Annotated in this window: 14 protein-coding genes and 1 other annotated feature; of the genes, 11 read left to right on the top strand and 3 right to left on the bottom strand. The window is 30.3% G+C overall.

The window, feature by feature from the left end:
- The first annotated feature begins 119 nt into the window (after window positions 1–119).
- Window positions 120–1,784 (top strand): biosynthetic-type acetolactate synthase large subunit, encoded by a 1,665-nt coding sequence (gene ilvB, locus ACX6CF_RS18460; RefSeq protein ID WP_458786839.1) that lies wholly within the window; start codon window positions 120–122, stop codon window positions 1,782–1,784.
- A gap of 191 nt (window positions 1,785–1,975) precedes the next feature.
- On the opposite strand, the gene ACX6CF_RS18455 is transcribed toward ilvB, so the two are convergent.
- Genes ACX6CF_RS18455 through ACX6CF_RS18445 form a run of 3 tightly spaced genes read right to left on the bottom strand, consistent with a single transcriptional unit; the run spans window position 1,976 to window position 4,079 of the window.
- On the bottom strand, window positions 1,976–3,028 hold the full coding sequence (locus ACX6CF_RS18455) for a hypothetical protein (RefSeq protein WP_458786838.1): 1,053 nt from the start codon (window positions 3,026–3,028) through the stop codon (window positions 1,976–1,978).
- On the bottom strand, window positions 3,025–3,717 hold the full coding sequence (locus ACX6CF_RS18450; protein WP_458786837.1) for an ABC transporter ATP-binding protein: 693 nt from the start codon (window positions 3,715–3,717) through the stop codon (window positions 3,025–3,027). The genes ACX6CF_RS18455 and ACX6CF_RS18450 overlap by 4 nt, the downstream gene beginning before the upstream one ends.
- Before the next feature lie 2 nt (window positions 3,718–3,719).
- Entirely contained in the window at window positions 3,720–4,079 is a 360-nt protein-coding gene (locus ACX6CF_RS18445) for a GntR family transcriptional regulator (protein ID WP_458786836.1), read from the bottom strand.
- Window positions 4,080–4,312: 233 nt separating this feature from the next.
- On the opposite strand from ACX6CF_RS18445, the gene ACX6CF_RS18440 reads away from it, so the two are divergent.
- The 10 genes from ACX6CF_RS18440 to pheT all read left to right on the top strand — a co-directional run bounded on the left by ACX6CF_RS18440 (window position 4,313) and on the right by pheT (window position 18,390).
- Entirely contained in the window at window positions 4,313–5,077 is a 765-nt protein-coding gene (locus tag ACX6CF_RS18440) for an ABC transporter ATP-binding protein (protein ID WP_458786835.1), read from the top strand.
- The gene (locus ACX6CF_RS18435) at window positions 5,064–6,992 is read left to right on the top strand and encodes an FtsX-like permease family protein (protein ID WP_458786834.1); all 1,929 of its coding nucleotides are present in this window, start codon (window positions 5,064–5,066) and stop codon (window positions 6,990–6,992) included. The genes ACX6CF_RS18440 and ACX6CF_RS18435 overlap by 14 nt, the downstream gene beginning before the upstream one ends.
- 212 nt (window positions 6,993–7,204) lie before the next feature.
- Window positions 7,205–8,755, top strand: coding sequence for an ABC-F family ATP-binding cassette domain-containing protein (locus ACX6CF_RS18430; RefSeq protein ID WP_458786833.1), 1,551 nt, complete (start codon window positions 7,205–7,207; stop codon window positions 8,753–8,755).
- A gap of 247 nt (window positions 8,756–9,002) precedes the next feature.
- Window positions 9,003–9,695, top strand: coding sequence for an iron-sulfur cluster assembly scaffold protein (locus ACX6CF_RS18425; RefSeq protein ID WP_458786832.1), 693 nt, complete (start codon window positions 9,003–9,005; stop codon window positions 9,693–9,695).
- 12 nt (window positions 9,696–9,707) lie between these two features.
- Entirely contained in the window at window positions 9,708–10,709 is a 1,002-nt protein-coding gene (locus ACX6CF_RS18420) for a GGGtGRT protein (protein WP_458786831.1), read from the top strand.
- Window positions 10,710–11,378: 669 nt separating this feature from the next.
- On the top strand, window positions 11,379–12,500 hold the full coding sequence (locus tag ACX6CF_RS18415) for a KamA family radical SAM protein (RefSeq protein WP_458786830.1): 1,122 nt from the start codon (window positions 11,379–11,381) through the stop codon (window positions 12,498–12,500).
- A gap of 223 nt (window positions 12,501–12,723) precedes the next feature.
- Window positions 12,724–13,398, top strand: a complete 675-nt coding sequence (locus ACX6CF_RS18410; RefSeq protein WP_458786829.1) for a response regulator transcription factor — start codon at window positions 12,724–12,726, stop codon at window positions 13,396–13,398.
- A complete protein-coding gene (locus ACX6CF_RS18405; RefSeq protein ID WP_458786828.1) occupies window positions 13,395–14,420 on the top strand; it encodes a sensor histidine kinase in 1,026 nt (341 codons plus the stop codon). Before ACX6CF_RS18410 ends, ACX6CF_RS18405 begins: the two co-directional genes overlap by 4 nt.
- Before the next feature lie 112 nt (window positions 14,421–14,532).
- Window positions 14,533–14,791 (top strand) — a binding site (T-box leader).
- A 78-nt stretch (window positions 14,792–14,869) separates the two neighbouring features.
- On the top strand, window positions 14,870–15,889 hold the full coding sequence (gene pheS / locus ACX6CF_RS18400) for a phenylalanine--tRNA ligase subunit alpha (protein WP_458786827.1): 1,020 nt from the start codon (window positions 14,870–14,872) through the stop codon (window positions 15,887–15,889).
- 107 nt (window positions 15,890–15,996) lie between these two features.
- Entirely contained in the window at window positions 15,997–18,390 is a 2,394-nt protein-coding gene (pheT, locus tag ACX6CF_RS18395; protein WP_458786826.1) for a phenylalanine--tRNA ligase subunit beta, read from the top strand.
- The last annotated feature ends 120 nt before the right edge of the window (window positions 18,391–18,510 follow it).

Genomic DNA, 18,510 nt, shown 5'->3' with positions numbered 1-18,510 from the left:
GTTTTACGGGTGGTGGTGATTCTTGGAGAAAATTTGATTGCTTGAATGCTAGTTGAACTTTCTTGTGATGATTAATTTATTTTCAATCAAAATTAAATAATAAAAAGGAGATGTTACATATGTTATTAACCGGTGCAGATATAGTTATAGAATGTTTGAAGGAACAAAAAGTAGATACCGTATTCGGGTATCCAGGAGGAAATGTTATTCATATATACGATTCATTGTATAAAAATAAAAATTTTATTAAGCATATATTGACTGCTCATGAACAGGGAGCATCACATGCGGCAGATGGTTATGCAAGGTCTACAGGTAAAGTTGGAGTATGCATTGCTACTTCAGGACCAGGTGCAACTAATCTTGTTACTGGTATTGCTACTGCTTATATGGATTCAGTACCTATGGTTATAATAACAGGTAACGTTCCATTATCTTTACTTGGAAAAGATAGTTTTCAAGAAGTTGATATAGCAGGAGTTACTGCTCCTATTACAAAACACAATTATATAGTTAAAGATATAACTAAATTGGCGGATACATTAAGAGAAGCTTTTTATATAGCTAGTGAAGGAAGACAAGGTCCAGTACTTATAGATATTCCCAAAGATATTGCAATGAATACAACAAGCTATGAATGCGAAGAACCTAGATTAGTAGAAAGATGTACTAAAAATATTACTAAGGAAGCTGTAAATAATGCATTAGAACTTATCAAAAATTCAAAACGACCATTCATATATATTGGTGGTGGTGTAGTTAGATCAGAAGCATCAAAAGAATTATTAGAGTTCGCTGAAAAAATTGATGCTCCAGTAACATCTAGTCTAATGGGGCTTGGAGGATTCCCTAGTAGCCATGAGTTGTTTACAGGGATGATTGGGATGCACGGAACAAAAGCATCCAATAAAGGAATTAATAGGAGTGATTTGATAATTGCTATAGGTGCTAGATTTAGTGATAGAGTTGTAAGTAAAGTTGAAAAATTCGCACCTGATGCTAAGATACTTCATATTGATATTGATCCTGCTGAAATTAATAAGAACGTTGTTTCGTATCATTATATAGTTGGAGATATTAGAGAAGTATTAAAGCGACTTAATAATGATATTACAAAGCAAGATAGAATGCAGTGGGTAAACAAGATCAAAGGATACAAAGATAAATATCCATTGAAATATCCTGATAATGGTCTAAAAGCACAATATATCATAGAAAAACTTAATGATTTTACAGACGAAAATACTATTGTAGCAACAGAAGTAGGTCAGCATCAAATGTGGACAGCACAGTATTATAATTTCAATAGTCCAAAGGAATTCTTGACTTCAGGAGGACTTGGAACAATGGGATTCGGCCTAGGAGCAGCAATAGGAGCACAAGTTGGTAATCCAACTAAAACAGTTATTAACATTGCTGGTGATGGTTGTTTTAAAATGAATCTTATTGAACTTGCAACAGCAGTTAACTATAATCTACCAATAATTATAATACTTATTAATAATAATTCTCTAGGAATGGTTAGGCAATGGCAGTCATTATTCTTTGAAGGAAGATATTCAGAGACTACCCTTAATCATGCAACTAATTTTGTTGGATTGGCTGAGAATTTTGGAATGAGAGGATTGGAAATCTCTAGAAAAGAACAAGTTGAGGAAGTGTTACAAGAAGCTATTAATTGCAAAGGACCAGTATTAGTTCATTGCAGAATTCATGAAGATGATAAAGTATTTCCAATGGTTGCTCCTGGAGAGGCAATAGATTCATTAATTATGGAAGATTAAAATATATGATTAGTTAAATCAAGGAGCTGTGATAGCTCCTTTTTTTGACATGTAATACGTAGTCACTTCTAACATAATATTGTATGGATTTCATATATATAATAATACAGGTGATAAACTTTAAAATATAAAAAAAATTAAATATGATTATAGTATTGTTTCTTGCTATAAGTATACTTTTTGAAGTATTATTAACCAACTTTTTTAAATACATAGTAGTGTGGTTTTTGATGTCTATATATATAATCTCCGGATTTCCATTGTACAAATAAATATTTGCTACCGTTTATTTCTTGAATAATATATTGGGATTTTGTATGTTCAATTGGAAATGCTATAATAAATCCTTTTGTCCAATTTGATTCCTTTCGTTCTTCAATGCTACCATCTTCATTAAATGTTAGAGAGTTAATATATAACTTTTTTTCAACTTCATTAGGGGTATATCCTTCATATTCATCAACAAAATCAACTGTTTGCCATTTTCCAATAATTTGTGCATCATTCGTAAATGATATATCAATATTCTCAATTATACGATTATTGTAACTGTGAATTATACTTCCTAAATTAAATATACTTAATATTAGTAGGACAACTACTATAGTAGTTGTTGCTTTTTTTTTGAATTTGTAGCCTAGTGATACCGCGATACCTATAATTCCAAGTATTGCTAACAAGATAAACAGTAAAGTGGATATAACAATTCTAGCTATGAATATTTCTAAGGCACCATTAAGCATTAATATAACAGTAATACTAATTGTTACTAATATTCCTGTAATAGTAGCAAATAAAGGTTTTTTAATAATTTGACCTGATATTATATACAAACAAGTAAATAATACGTAAACTAAGAATGCAATGTTAACGAAAACAAGTCCTCTTAATATTTTTGTAATATTAGAAATATTAAATATACTCATTAAGATACTTATAAATATAATGCAATACATGTAGACTATTAAAGCATTTGCAATTACAATTTGTAATATGCTTTTTGGAATAAGCATCATATGTTCTTTGTTTTCAAATATTGTGTTTTTGGCAAGATGAGTAATTTTTTTATCTATAACAAATAAAAAGCCAGCAATAATAACTATTCCTTGGAATCGAATCATGTTATGTGGTTGATTTGGATATATTAATGTTTTGGCTAAATATGTAGAAATAAGAACTCCTACTATGACACATATTATCTTATAGAAATCTCTTTTGAATTCATACTTAATCAAACTTTTCATCTCATCACCTCTTTGAAAGTTTTCTCAATGGATTGATTTTTTTGGAACCTTAAATCTTCACAATTATGAATCCCTATCATTTGTCCATTGTTTAAGAAAATAACTTTATCTAATAATTTTTCTACTTCTGGAATTAAATGAGTAGCAACGATGATAGTAGAATTACTATCAATATTATTAATAATAGTATCTATTACTTGTTCTCTCACAAGTGTATCCATGCCACCTAATGGTTCGTCCAATAGATAAAGTTCTGCTTCTCTAGCTATTGAAAGAGATAGTCTTAACAATTGAGCCATTCCCTTTGATAGATCCTTGATTTTTTTTGAATAGGGTATATTAATTTTAATGTCTTGTAATATGCTATCAAATTTATTTTCATTAAAATCTTCATACATCTCAATATAAAATTCCCTAATATCTTCTACACCCATCCATTTTGGAATAGCATTTTTTTCTGTAAGCAATGAGACATAACCTTTAGTTTTTTCATTGGGGTTTTGTCCATTTATTAATACTTCTCCATGATTATAAGGTATAAGACCAGCTACAGTATTCATGAAAGTTGTTTTACCACTTCCACTAGGACCAAGTAATCCAACAACTTCACCTTTATTTATATGAAAAGTTATATTATCTAGAGCTTTATACTTACCATAGCTTACTGAGAGTTTCTTTATATCTAACATACTTAATCTCCTTCCACATAAGAATCAATAATTTCTAAGATCTGCTTTTTACAAAACCCCATATTTTTCATGCGATTTGAAAAAGTTATAACAGCATCTTTAGCAATATCATTTCTTAGATTATTAATCATATTTTCATCATTAGTTACGTAAGAACCCATACCCCTCTTGGATATAATTAATCCTTCGCTCTCCAATTCTCTATAAGCTCTTTGAACAGTATTAGGGTTGACTTTTAGATCTTTTGCTAATTCACGTACAGAAGGCATCTTATCACCTTCTTTCAATTCCCTTTTTGTCATTAGTTCTTTTAGATAAGATAATATCTGTACATACACAGGGATATTATTATCAAATTCCATAAATGCTTGCCTCCTAAATATATACTGTATTAATACTATAATACAGTAAAAACACTTTGTCAAGTAAGATTATTTCTCAATCTTACAAAAATGTAAGTTTATCCTAGTATTTGTAAGATGAATTTATTGTTAATAAATTTTATTACGCTTATAATAGGTTTGTAAATAATAATAAATAAATTTATTAAATAAAATTTCTTTTTATAATAAAAGGAATTAGGAGGATATATATTATGAAACAAATAATAAAAGTCAGTAATGTAACGAAGGTTTATGGTTCCAAGTTAAATAAGACAACTGCGCTTGTGGATATTAATTTTGATATTAACCAAGGTGAATTTGTTGGTATTATGGGTCCGTCAGGTTCAGGTAAAAGTACATTGCTTAATGTTATCTCAACAATTGATAGAACAACTAGTGGGACAATAACCTATGAAGGCAAGGATATAGGTTCATTGAAAGAGGACGAACTATCTGATTTCAGAAGAAATGAACTGGGCTTTATATTTCAAGATTTTAATCTGTTAGATACATTAAGTGTTGAAGAAAACATAGTTCTTCCATTAGCTATCTCAAGAATGAATGTAAAAGAAATTAAAAAAAGACTACAAGATGTTACTAAGATTCTTGGTATAAATGATATATTGAAAAAATATCCATATGAGATATCAGGAGGACAAAAGCAAAGAACTGCTGCAGCAAGAGCTATAATCAATAATCCTAGATTAGTACTAGCTGATGAACCAACAGGAGCTTTGGATTCCAAATCTTCTGCAGAGCTTCTTACATGTATGAAAAGGTTGAATAAGGAATATAACAGTACAATTCTTATGGTAACTCATGATGCATTTGCAGCAAGTTATTGTGACAGGATCTTATTTATAAAAGATGGTAATATCTTTTCTGAACTTATCAGTAACGGTGATAGAAAGGAATTCTATAATAAGGTTATTGATGTTCTTGCAATGATGGGGGGAGACCTTAATGACGTATTATAATATTATGTTGAATAATATGAAAAAGAGTTTTAAGAACTATTATATATATATAATGTCCACTATATTTAGTGTGTTGATATTCTACTTGTTTTGTTCCATTAAATATAATAAGCAAATAATATCGGCTATTAACTCATCAGATAAAGTTACAACGGTGTTTTCAGCAACCAGCTATGTAGTACTTATTTTTTCATTGATATTCATATGGTATTCAAATTCTTTTTTTGTTAAAAAAAGGAAAAAAGAAATCGCACTCTATTCATTACTAGGTTTGAAAAAGAAAAAAATCGGTAGGATGCTGTTTTGGGAAAATATGATTATAGCAGCTATATCTTTAGTAATTGGTATTGCTGTGGGTACTTTGTTCTCAAAATTATTCATTATGATTTTATTAAGAATGATGAGCGAGTTTATACATGTTGATTTCACTTTTTCAATTGAGGCTGCTAGAGACACTGTTATATTTTTCTTTATAATATTTTTATTTGCATCTATCCACAGTTACAGGATAATATATAAAGTTAAACTAATTGAGTTATTTGCTTCAGCGAGAAAAAGTGAAAAAGCTTTTAAGACTAGACCTATATTTGCATTAATTTCACTAGGGTTAGTAATTTATGGTTATTATTTATCACAACATATGGTTAACAGTATGTTTTTAATCAATGTTTTTCTTGTACTTGGAAGTGTTATTGCAGGTACATATGGTTTGTTTTCATATTTTTTGGTTTTTATGGTTAGAGTTCTTAAAAAGAGAAAGAAAACATTTTACAAAGGTAATAATATAGTAGCAATTTCTAATATAGCCTATAGGATTAAGAGCCATACAGTTACTTTTGCTACTATTGCAGTACTAAGTGCTTCGACGATTGCATCACTAGGGATGGTAGATAGTGTTTATTATGATTTTAAAAGTAATGAAGCTGAGAATTATCCATATTCTTTTACTTATAATTATGTTGATGAAGAGATGAATAATAAAGTATTGAATATGATTGATAGTAATGAAACTAGTGATTTGATTGGAAGTATTAAAATAGATAGAGCTAAAGTTAGTGTTAAGTTCAATTATGATTTTGAGACACAGCTTAGTGAATGGAATTTAGGTGAAGTAAATAACTATTATATGATCTCTAATTCTGTTTTCAATAAGATGATGGAAATAAGAGGTATGGATAAAGGTATAGAATTAAAAGATGATGAGTGTGTAATTAATTATTCAAGTCTTATGCTATATGACATGAATAAATTGAAAGATTATACAATGGATGTATTCACAGAAAAGATACCTAAAAAAGTATTAACTATAAAAGAAGTTCATAAACAGGCTATGGTCAGAAACGGTTATGACCCAGAATATTTAGTTGTAAGTGATAAAGTCTATGATGAATATATTAGTGGTGGAGCAGAAACTAACAGCTACTATGGTATAAATATAACTAAACCTCTTCAAAGCAAGGAATTAACAGATGAAATTGAAAAGATAATTCCAAAAGAGACAAAATTAGAAGCATATTATTATCAATTTAAAGATGCTAATGAAACACAGGTAGTCCTATTATTTGCAGCATTTTTCATTGGGATTATATTCTTGATATCTACAGGAAGTATAATATATTTTAAATTAATTACTGAAGCTAATGAGGAAAAAGATAGATATACTATTCTTAAGAAAATAGGTGTTAGTAAAAAAGATATCACAAGGTCTATAAAGAAACAAATATTAATGATGTTCTTGTTGCCTCTAATCGTTGGACTTTTTCATTCGGGATTTGCTCTAAGTGCTTTTAATAAAGTATTGAATGCACACATATTAACACCTGTAATAATTACTATGGCAGGTTATTCAATGATTTACTTCATATATTATTATCTTACAGTAAATTATTATAAAAAGATTATATTAAAAAAATAAAATGCATATTATTTTAGTTGAGAAACCATGGTTGACAATAATGTTGACTATGGTTTCAATACTATATAGATTTACCTGAGTTAGTTTTTAATTGATTTTGTATCTATATCATGATATTCTATAAAATATTGCAAGAATCCATATATAAGTTGAATTCAGCATATAAGGATAATTGAGAATGACATATGAAATTGAATGAGGTGTTTTGATAGATGTTAAGTGTAGAAAAAGTCAACCATGATTTTGGTGGAAGAATTATACTAAGTGATGTTTCTTTTAGATTAAAACAAGGGGAACATGTTGCTCTTGTTGGACCAAATGGAGAAGGGAAAAGTACCTTTCTCAAGATAATAACCAACAAACTTATGCCAGACGAGGGCGTTATTAAGTGGTCACCAAAAGCAAAAGTAGGTTACTTAGACCAGCATGCAGAATTACAAAAAGGATGTAGTATTCGAGAAGTTTTAAAAGAAGCTTTCAAGGAAGTTTTTGAGTTAGAAGCGAAAATGATACAGATTTATGATGAAATGGCTAATTATGCTGAAGAAGAAATGACAGCCAAATTAGAAGAGGCTGCCGATATACAAACAATACTTGATCATAGTGGATTTTATGTAATTGATTCAAAGATTGAAGAAGTCTCCAACGGTTTAGGATTGGGTGATATTGGTCTGGATAAAGATGTTAGTGAGCTAAGTGGTGGTCAACGTACAAAAGTATTACTAGTTAAGTTACTATTACAAAGACCAACTATCTTATTACTTGATGAGCCAACTAACTTTCTTGATGAAAATCATATAGAATGGTTGAAAAGATATCTTGGGGAGTATGAAAACAGTTTTATTCTTATCTCACATGATATCCCTTTTGTAAACAGTGTAGCATCAGTTATCTATCATATAGAAAATGGTGAATTTACTAGGTATACAGGTAATTATGATGATTTCATACGCATGCATGAGATAAAGAAACGACAAGTGGAACAAGCGTTTGAAAAGCAGCAAAAAGAAATTGATAAATTAGAAGATTTTATCGCAAGAAATAAGGCTAGAGTAGCAACAAGAGGTATGGCTAATAGTAGGCAGAAGAAATTAGATAAAATGGAAAAGGTTGAAAAGATTAGAGAGAAACCTATACCGAAATTTAATTTTAGGTATGGGAGAGCAGCTGGGAAGACTATTTTTGAGACTAAGGATATGGTAATCGGTTATAATGAACCATTAACAAGTCCTCTGAATATGATGTTGGAAAGAGGTCAACGAGTTGCAATAAAAGGCGTCAATGGACTTGGAAAATCAACGTTATTAAAGACGTTATTAGGGATTATTAAACCTTATTCAGGCAAAGTCATATTGGGTGACTATCTTGAAATGGGTTATTTTGAACAAGAGAGTAATCCTGATAATGGAAATACTGCTATTGATGAAATATGGAAACAATACCCTGTACTCACTAATTATGAAGTTAGGCAGGCACTTGCAAGATGTGGTCTCACCAATGAGCATATAACCAGTCAAATGAAAGTTTTAAGTGGAGGAGAGGCAGCTAAAGTAAGACTTTGCAAATTGATGTTACGTGACATTAATGTACTTGTTTTAGATGAGCCAACTAATCACTTGGATGTTATAGCGAAAGATGAATTGAAAAAAGCTATAAAGGAATTTAAAGGTACATTGATAATGGTATCTCATGAACCAGAGTTTTATAGAGACGTTATAGATGAAATCTGGAACTTGGAAGATTGGACAACCAAGATTATATAAGGAAAATGTGGAAAGTTATTTTTACTTGTTCTAACTAAAGTAATTGCCTTTGGGGAAAAGAAAAAAGAAGGATATTTTCAAAAATATGTTGAAACCAATTGTAAAAAAGTTAGAAATTCGATATAATAGGTGGGGAAATTCTAAAAAATGGCTTCATTCGTCATTTTTGACATTCTATATAACATAAGAATACGATTTGATAAATATTATCATTATCGTTTATTCATTAAAGGAGGAAAAAGAGAATATGATGTACACTCATGAAGTGAAAAACATGTGTTGTGTTGCAAAAGGTCCTAACCATGGTCCAGCGCCTATTCCTCAAGAAGGAAAATGGGTTCAAGCTAAAGAAGTAAAAGACATTTCAGGTCTTACTCATGGTGTTGGCTGGTGTGCACCTCAACAAGGAGCATGTAAGCTTACATTAAACGTAAAAGAGGGTATTATTCAAGAAGCTTTAATTGAAACACTTGGATGTTCAGGAATGACTCATTCAGCAGCTATGGCTTCAGAAATCTTACCTGGAAAAACAATTTTAGAAGCTCTAAATACTGATTTAGTATGTGATGCAATCAATACTGCAATGAGAGAATTATTTTTACAAATAGTTTATGGAAGAACTCAAACTGCTTTTTCAGAAGATGGACTTCCAGTTGGTGCAGGTCTTGAAGATTTAGGAAAAGGTCTTCGTTCACAAGTTGGTACTATGTATGGAACACTTGATAAAGGTCCTCGTTACCTTGAAATGGCTGAAGGCTATGTTACTAAAGTTGGCTTAGATGAAGATAATGAAATAATTGGTTATGAATTCATTCACTTCGGTAAAATGATGGATATGATAAAAACTGGTATGGACGCAGTTGAAGCAATGGAAAAAGCTACAGGTTCATATGGTAGATTTGCAGACGCAGTTAAAACAGTCGATCCAAGACAGGAATAGGAGGTTACTAATATGGCATTATTTGAAGGATACGATAGAAGAATTGATAGTATAAACAAAAACTTGAAAGAAAATGGTATTGATTCTCTTGAAGAAGCTAAACGAATATGTGATGAAAAAGGAATTGATGTAAGTGAAATTACTAAATCTATTCAACCTATTTGTTTTGACAATGCATGTTGGGCTTATACTCTAGGTGCAGCAATTGCTATAAAAAGAGGAATCAAAGTTGCAGCAGATGCAGCGGAAGTTATTGGAGAAGGATTACAAGCTTTCTGTATTCCTGGTTCTGTAGCTGACCAAAGAAAAGTTGGAATTGGTCATGGTGGTTTAGGAGCTATGCTTCTTAAAGAAGAAACAAAATGTTTTGCATTCTTAGCTGGTCATGAATCATTTGCAGCTGCTGAAGGTGCTATCGGTATTGCACGTTCTGCTAATAAAGTAAGAAAAGAGCCATTACAAGTAATCCTTAATGGACTTGGTAAAGATGCTGCTCATATTATTTCTAGAATTAATGGATTTACATATGTTAGAACACAATTCGACTACAATACTAGTGAATTAACTGTTGTTAAGGAAAAAGCTTATTCTAAGGGCGAAAGAGGAAAAGTTAAATGTTACGGAGCTGACGATGTTCGTGAAGGCGTTGCAATCATGCACAAAGAAGGCGTAGACGTATCTATTACTGGTAACTCAACTAACCCAACTCGTTTCCAACATCCAGTTGCTGGTACTTATAAAAAAGAATGTGTGCAATTAGGTAAAAAATATTTCTCAGTAGCATCTGGTGGTGGAACAGGTAGAACTCTTCACCCAGATAATATGGCTGCTGGTCCAGCATCATACGGAATGACAGATACAATGGGTAGAATGCATTCAGATGCTCAATTTGCTGGTTCTTCATCTGTACCAGCCCATGTTGAAATGATGGGTCTTATTGGTATGGGTAACAACCCAATGGTTGGTGCTACAGTTGCAGTTGCAGTTGCAGTACAAGAAGCAATGAATAAATAATTCAATTGATTATTTGAAATCCCTAACCTGAAGGTTGGGGATTTTTTAGTTATATATAGGGTATTTTGTAAGAAAAAAAATTTTGATTTTTACTTGAGTTATGTTATACTATATATAAGTAGAGCGTTAATCTACTTTTAAGATAGTATAATGAAAATGATTTTCTCAATGTAAATCCGTTTTCTCTATTATACATTTTTGTTTATCTAACTCATATCTGAATAAAATAAGTTATTTCTTATTTTCATATTGGATTTATTTTATAATAATGAACAACAATTAATTGATATTAAATATCAATCACTATTTAAATTCAAAAAACATGACCCGATTTTTAACATAATTGGTAAAATTTGTTATATAGATTTATTAATTAAACCCATATATAAAATTTTTATAAAGTCAATAATTATATATCTGAATATTCCGAAAGATATTTCGTTTAACTATATAAGTTGAATTAAGTAATTGCTATAGAGTAAGCAATTATTTAGTTCTATTCAACGCATGAAATCAAGGAAAATATATTGAACTTATTGAAATGGGTGTATAGACATTTCAATTTAATATATATAGATTTAATTTATCGTTAATTTAGCCTTGTGTTTATTTGCCTTTATTAATAGGCTTATACCATATATCTAATATTATTCTTAAGGAGGAAAGTGAATGAATTGGAAAAAAAATTTAATTACAACTGGAGAGGAATTAAAAGAATATATTCCTATGACTAGAGAAGAACAGATGCTATTCGAAGATATCACCAAAAAACATCCATTTTGTACCACAAAATATTATGTATCTTTAATTAATAGAGATGACTCTAATGATCCTATCAAGAAAATGCAGATACCTTCATTTGGTGAAAAAAGTGAAGAAGGAGTATTTGATACCAGTGGTGAATCTGAGAATACTAAAATGCAGGGATTACAACATAAGTATAAGACAACGGCTTTATTATTAGCAACTAATTCATGTGCTATGTATTGTAGACATTGTTTTAGGAAAAGATTAGTGGGGCTTAGTAATAAAGAGGTTTTAAGTAATTTTGAAAAAGCGGTATCTTACATTAAACAACATGAAGAAATAAACAATGTTCTTATTACTGGGGGAGATGCGTTTTTCTTACCAACCAATATATTAAAAGTTTTTATGGAAACACTTTCGAAGATTAAGCATCTAGAGTTTATAAGGTTTGGCACACGTCTTCCTGTAGTTTTACCTCACAGAATTATCGAAGACGATGAGCTTATAAATGCACTTGAAAAATATTCAAAGATGAAACAGATATATATAGTAACACAATTTAATCATCCAAGAGAATTAACTAGTAAATCTGTTGAGGGAATAAATCGATTGAAAAAAGCTGGCATCATAATTAATAACCAAACAGTTTTATTAAAAGGAGTTAATGATAAACCTGAGGTATTAGCTAAGTTAATGAATGATTTAGTGAAATATGGCGTTAATCCATACTATTTGTTCCAATGTAGACCAGTAAAAGGTGTGAAACACAGCTTCCAAGTACCTCTTGCAAAAGGAGTGAAAATTGTAGAAGAAGCTAAAAAAAGTTTAAGTGGACATTCAAAAAGATTTAAATTTATTATGTCACATAAGACAGGTAAAATAGAGATATTAGGAGAATTCAATAAGCAAATTTTATTTAAATATCATCAATCACCTATAGATTCAAGAATGGGAACGGTATTTAGTGTTAAAGTAGGCGAAAAGCAAGGCTGGTTAGATGATGATATCTGTCTTGATGAAGAAGACCTTAAGAAAATAGGTTAATTGGAATTTAATAGATTAGAAAAATATTAATTTGTACTGTATGTATTGAAAAAATTTTATAGTAATGATATATTTAAAAAAGATAATCTATCATATTAGATTATCTTTTTTTAAATACTAGGAAAGGTAACTTTCCTTGAAGCTTTTACGAAGTGCAGCTTCTTTTTACTTACGAAAATAATGCGGTTCAGTCGCTTTTCTATTAAAGAAGGGATAATTAATTATGTTTAAAATATTTATTGTTGAAGATGACACTACAATTGCAAATATTATATCTGATAATCTAAGGAAATGGGGATACGAGACTAATGTTGCAAAAGAATTTTCAGATGTATTCTCAGAATATGTTAATTTTAAACCAGATCTGGTTTTGTTGGACATTACATTGCCACTCTATGATGGTTATTATTGGTGTTCAAAGATAAGAAAAGAATCTAAAGTACCAATTATCTTTATTTCATCTAAAGATTCGAATATGGATGTATTGATGGCTATTAATATGGGAGCAGATGACTATGTGACGAAACCTTTTTCTATGGAAATTCTACTTGCCAAAATAAGCGCACTAATTAGAAGAACCTATTCTTATACTAATAAGGCGACGAATCTTATTGAACATAAAGGAGCAATTCTTAATATTGATGACGGAACATTAGTATACAATGATGAAAAGATTGATTTGACTAAAAACGAATATAGGATATTGTATGTATTGATGAGTAATAAGGACAGCATTGTTTCAAGAGATAAAATAATGAGGAATCTATGGGAACATGAAAGTTTTGTAGATGATAATACTTTGACTGTTAATATTAATAGATTGAGAAAAAAATTAGATAATAAAGGTTTGGATAATTTTATAGCTACTAAAAAAGGACAGGGGTATATCATAGAATGAATATATTAAAATTTTTGAGAGATAGATTTTGTCTCATGTTTTTTTACTTAGGCAACTTATTTGTAATTAATTTAGTGCTTATCTTGGATGAAAATAATGCTATAAATATTAATAATATTATTTATATGGATATTCTGTCGGTGTTTATAATGGGTGTTTATTTAGCTGTTGATTATAAAAAATATAATTTGTTATATAAAGATATAGAGTATAAAATTAATCATCATCATTTTGAAGAATTTGATATTAAAGGTAATATCCCTTATATGAAGAAAATCTATTTTAAATTATTTAATGAATTTTTTGCATCTGTTAATAATTCTAAGGAAATGTTAGATAAAGATAATGAGGAATATTATGATTTTATAACATCTTGGGTTCATGCTGTTAAAATACCTATCTCTGCCAGTAGATTGCTTATTGAAAGTCACCAGGAAGATGCTGAAGATACATTAATCAGTATAGAGAATGAAATTGAAAAGATAGAGAGATATGTTGAACAGACTTTATATTATTCTAGAAGTATGAGCTTTTCAAAAGATTATCTTATTAGGGAATACAATCTGAATAAGTTAGTGAAGCAGTCGATTAAAAAATTTGCTAAGACATTTATTGGTAAAAAGATTAGTTTGGCTGTTGATATTGATGAAAATATTAATGTTTATACAGATAAGAAATGGTTTGGATTCATATTAGAGCAATTATTGTCTAATGCGTTGAAGTATACAGATAAAGAAGATGGTAGGATTGAGATTAGTACTTATGAAGATGATAGAGAATATAGGTTGCTTATTAGAGATAATGGCGTAGGAATCAAGATGGAAGATATCAGGAGGGTTTTTGAGAGAGGATTCACTGGATTTAATGGAAGGTATTTTGAAAAGTCTACTGGAATGGGGTTATATTTGGCTAGAAAATTAGCTGGGAAACTTGGACATAAGCTTACGATTGAGTCTAAGTCTAATATCTATACTTTGGTTAGGATTCATGTTAGTAAGGTGGGGGAATATTTTTTGAGGTAGCGGATTCTTTTTGAGAAAATTAGGTAGTGAATGAAATTAGTTTTTTAAGAAAGTCCTTGACACATATTAGGAATATGATAAAATAGAAAGTAAATTATTGATATGTATAATAATAAAGGCAATGATAGTGAATAAGTAGTTAGTTATTTTACTTTTAGAGAGAAAGTGTCCTTGGCTGAAAACACTTTTAAGTTCTGATAGCTAGTGAATTTCCCACTTGAGCTGTATTTCTGAACATGGTTAATCTGTATTAGCTATAATTAAGAGATAACGTTGAGCACGTTACGTTAGTTGAGTGTCTAATTAGGTGTAGTATATAATATGCCTATTGAAATTAGGGTGGTACCACCGAACTTTGCTCGGTCCCTTACAGGGGATGGAGTTTTTTTGTTGCGTAATATAGTATTTTATTGAGATTTTAATAAAAAGGTTTGAAAGGAGTATATAGCATGAAAGAAAAGTTACAGGCTATAAAAGAAGAAGCTGTAAAAAGTATTAATGAAGCAATAGATTTGAAAATTCTTAATGACATTAGAGTTAACTTCTTGGGAAAAAAAGGAGAGTTAACAAGCGTTCTTAGAGGTATGAAAGATTTGACTAATGAAGAAAGACCTGTTATAGGACAATTGGCTAATGAAGTTAGAAACTTGATTGAGGAAAAATTAGAAGATGCTAAAGGTAGTTTAGCTAAGAAGCAAAGAGAGAAACAATTGACAGAAGAAGTTATTGACGTTACTATGCCAGCTAAGAAAGCTGTAATGGGACATAGACATCCAATGAATATTGTTCTAGACGATATAAAAGATATTTTTATTGGAATGGGATATGAGATTGTAGAAGGTCCAGAGGTAGAAAAAGATTATTATAACTTTGAAGCACTTAATATTCCAGAAAATCACCCGGCGAAAGATGAGCAAGATACTTTCTATATCAATAAAGAGACTGTTCTAAGAACACAAACTTCATCTGTTCAAATAAGGGTTATGGAAAATAATAAACCTCCAATTAAAATTCTTACTTCTGGTAGAGTATATCGTTCAGATGAGGTAGATGCATCACATTCACCTGTATTTAATCAAATAGAAGGATTAGTAATTGATAAAAATATAACTATGGCAGACTTAAAAGGTGCATTAGAAGTATTTATAAAAGAACTATATGGTGATAAGGTAAAAGTTAAATTCAGACCACATCATTTCCCATTTACAGAACCTAGTGCAGAGGTTGATGTATCTTGCGTTATGTGCGGTGGCAAAGGATGTAGAGTATGTAAAGGATCAGGATGGATAGAGGTTCTTGGATGTGGTATGGTACATCCAAAAGTATTAGAAATGGCTGGAATTGACTCTAAAGAATATAGTGGCTTTGCTTTTGGTATAGGACTTGAACGTATTACTATGCTAAGATATGATATTAATGATATTCGTTTATTCTATGAAAATGATGTAAGATTTTTATCACAGTTTTAATAATATATATAAAGGCATAATGATATAAGTTGAAAAATGTTTACAGGTCAAATTAAAAATAGATGTAACGGTAATATCCGTTTAGAATTCATAAGGAAGGTGTAAAAATGAACGTACCTATGCAGTGGTTGAATGACTACGTTAAAATTGATTGTGATATAGATACTTTTGCTGATGGCATGACAATGTCAGGGTCCAAGGTGGAAGGATATGAAGAGTTAGGAAAAGAAATTACAAAAGTAGTAGTTGGAAAAATATTAAAGATTGAAAAGCATCCAGATGCTGATAAGTTAGTTGTAACACAAGTTAATGTAGGTGAAGAAGAACCTATACAGATCGTTACTGGAGCTAACAATATTAGTGAAGGAGATTATGTACCTATAGCTCTTGTTGGTTCTACATTACCAGAAGGAATCAAGATTAAAAAAGGAAAATTAAGAGGAATTCCATCAAATGGTATGATGTGTTCTGTTGAAGAGCTTGGGTTAGCTGTAGAAGATTTCCCAGAAGCACCAGAACATGGTATATATATATTTGATAAAGAATATGAATTAGGAATGGATGTCAAGAGTATATTTGGTCTTGATGACATTGTAGTAGAATATGAGATAACATCCAACCGTCCTGATTGTTTTAGTATTGTAGGTATTGGTCGTGAAGCGGCAGCTACTTTTTCTAAAGATTTCAAGTATCCAGAAATTAAAGTTGATGAAGTAGAAGGCAATGCCAATGATTATATTAAAATAGAAATAGAAGATAAAGAATTATGTGCTAGATTTGCAGGTAGAGTAGTTAAGAATCTTAAGATAGAGCCATCTCCATGGTGGATGAAAAAGAGATTATTATCATGTGGTGTTAGACCAATTAATAATATTGTTGATATAACTAATTTTGTTATGATGGAATTTGGTCAGCCTATGCATGCATACGATTTAGATAAATTAAAAGGAAAAAAAGTTATCGCAAGAAAAGCTAAAGATAATGAGAAGATAATGACATTAGATGGTGAAGATAGAGAACTTGATTCATCAATGCTTGTAATAGCGGATGAAAGTAAACCAGTATCAATAGCTGGTGTTATGGGTGGAGAAGATACAAAAGTTACAGAAGAAACAACTACATTGCTTTTTGAAGCTGCTAATTTTGAAGGAACCAATGTACGTTTTACATCTAAGAAATTAGGACTTCGTTCTGATTCATCAGCAAAATTCGAAAAATACCTAGATCCTAATAATATTGAGGAGGCTATTAATAGAGCTTGTCAATTAATTAATATGTTAAGTGCTGGTGAAGTAGTTTCTGGAATGGTTGATGTATATCCAAGTAAAAGAGTAGAGAAAGAAGTTGCTTTTACACAAGAAGGTATTAATAAATTATTGGGAACAGATTTATCAGAAGATGAAATTATTAAGATTTTCGAGAAAATCGATTTGAAAGTTAATAAAGAAAAAGGTATTGTCATAGTACCTACATTTAGACCGGATGTTGAGAGAGAAGCTGATTTGGCTGAAGAAGTTGCACGTTTCTATGGATATGATAATATTCCTGTAACACTTGCGACAGGTACTCCAACAGTTGGTAAGAAAACTTATAAACAAAAAATTGAAGATATAACTAGAGTTGTAATGGAAAACTGTGGTTTAAGTGAAGCAATGACTTATTCTTTTGAAAGTCCAAAGGTATTTGATAAAATTAGACTTAATGAAGATGATTCTTTAAGAAAAGCTGTAACTATCTCTAATCCACTTGGTGAAGATTTTAGTATGATGCGTACGACAACAGTTAATGGAATGTTGACTGCATTATCTACTAATTATAATAGAAGAAATGAATGTGCAAGTTTGTATGAGTTATCTTATGTTTATCTTCCAAAAGATGAAAACATGAACGAACTTCCAGATGAAAGAATGCAATTAACAATGGGTATGTATGGAGATATTGATTTCTATAATGTTAAAGGTGTGGTAGAAACATTGCTCAATAGATTAGGAATCTACGAAGGCTATGAATATGATCCTAATGTATCTATTAATTATCTTCATCCAGGAAGACAGGCTAAAATAACAATCAATAAAAAAGAATTGGGAATTATTGGAGAAGTACATCCAGAGGTTTCTGATAATTATAATATTGATACTAGAGCATATTTAGCTGTTATTGATATGCCAGTATTAGTTAAGAAATCTGACCTAGAACGTTCATATGAACCGTTAGCTAAATATCCAGCTGTAAATAGAGATTTAGCTTTACTTGCCAAAAACGAAGTTTTAGTTGGTCAAATAGAAGCTATAATAAAACAACGTGGTGGTAAGATATTAAAAGATATCAAGTTATTTGATGTATATACAGGTTCTCAAATAGAAGAGGGATATAAATCTCTAGCATTCTCACTTATTTTTAGAGCTAATGACCATACATTAAAAGAAAAAGAAATAAGTAAAACTATGAGTAAGATTCTTAACGGTCTTGAAACTATGTTGGATGTCAAATTAAGACAGTAGATTAAATGAATATAAAGTTGTCTCAGTACATTTTAAGATGTAAGAGGCAGCTTTTTCTATGCTCTCTCTACGACTGTTCACTTACTCAACCCACCCATTTGTACAATCTGCCTAGAATAC

This window comes from Vallitalea sediminicola (genome assembly GCF_054408565.1).
Note: the sequence above shows the minus strand (reverse complement) of the source record. Positions and strands in the feature narration are given on the sequence as shown.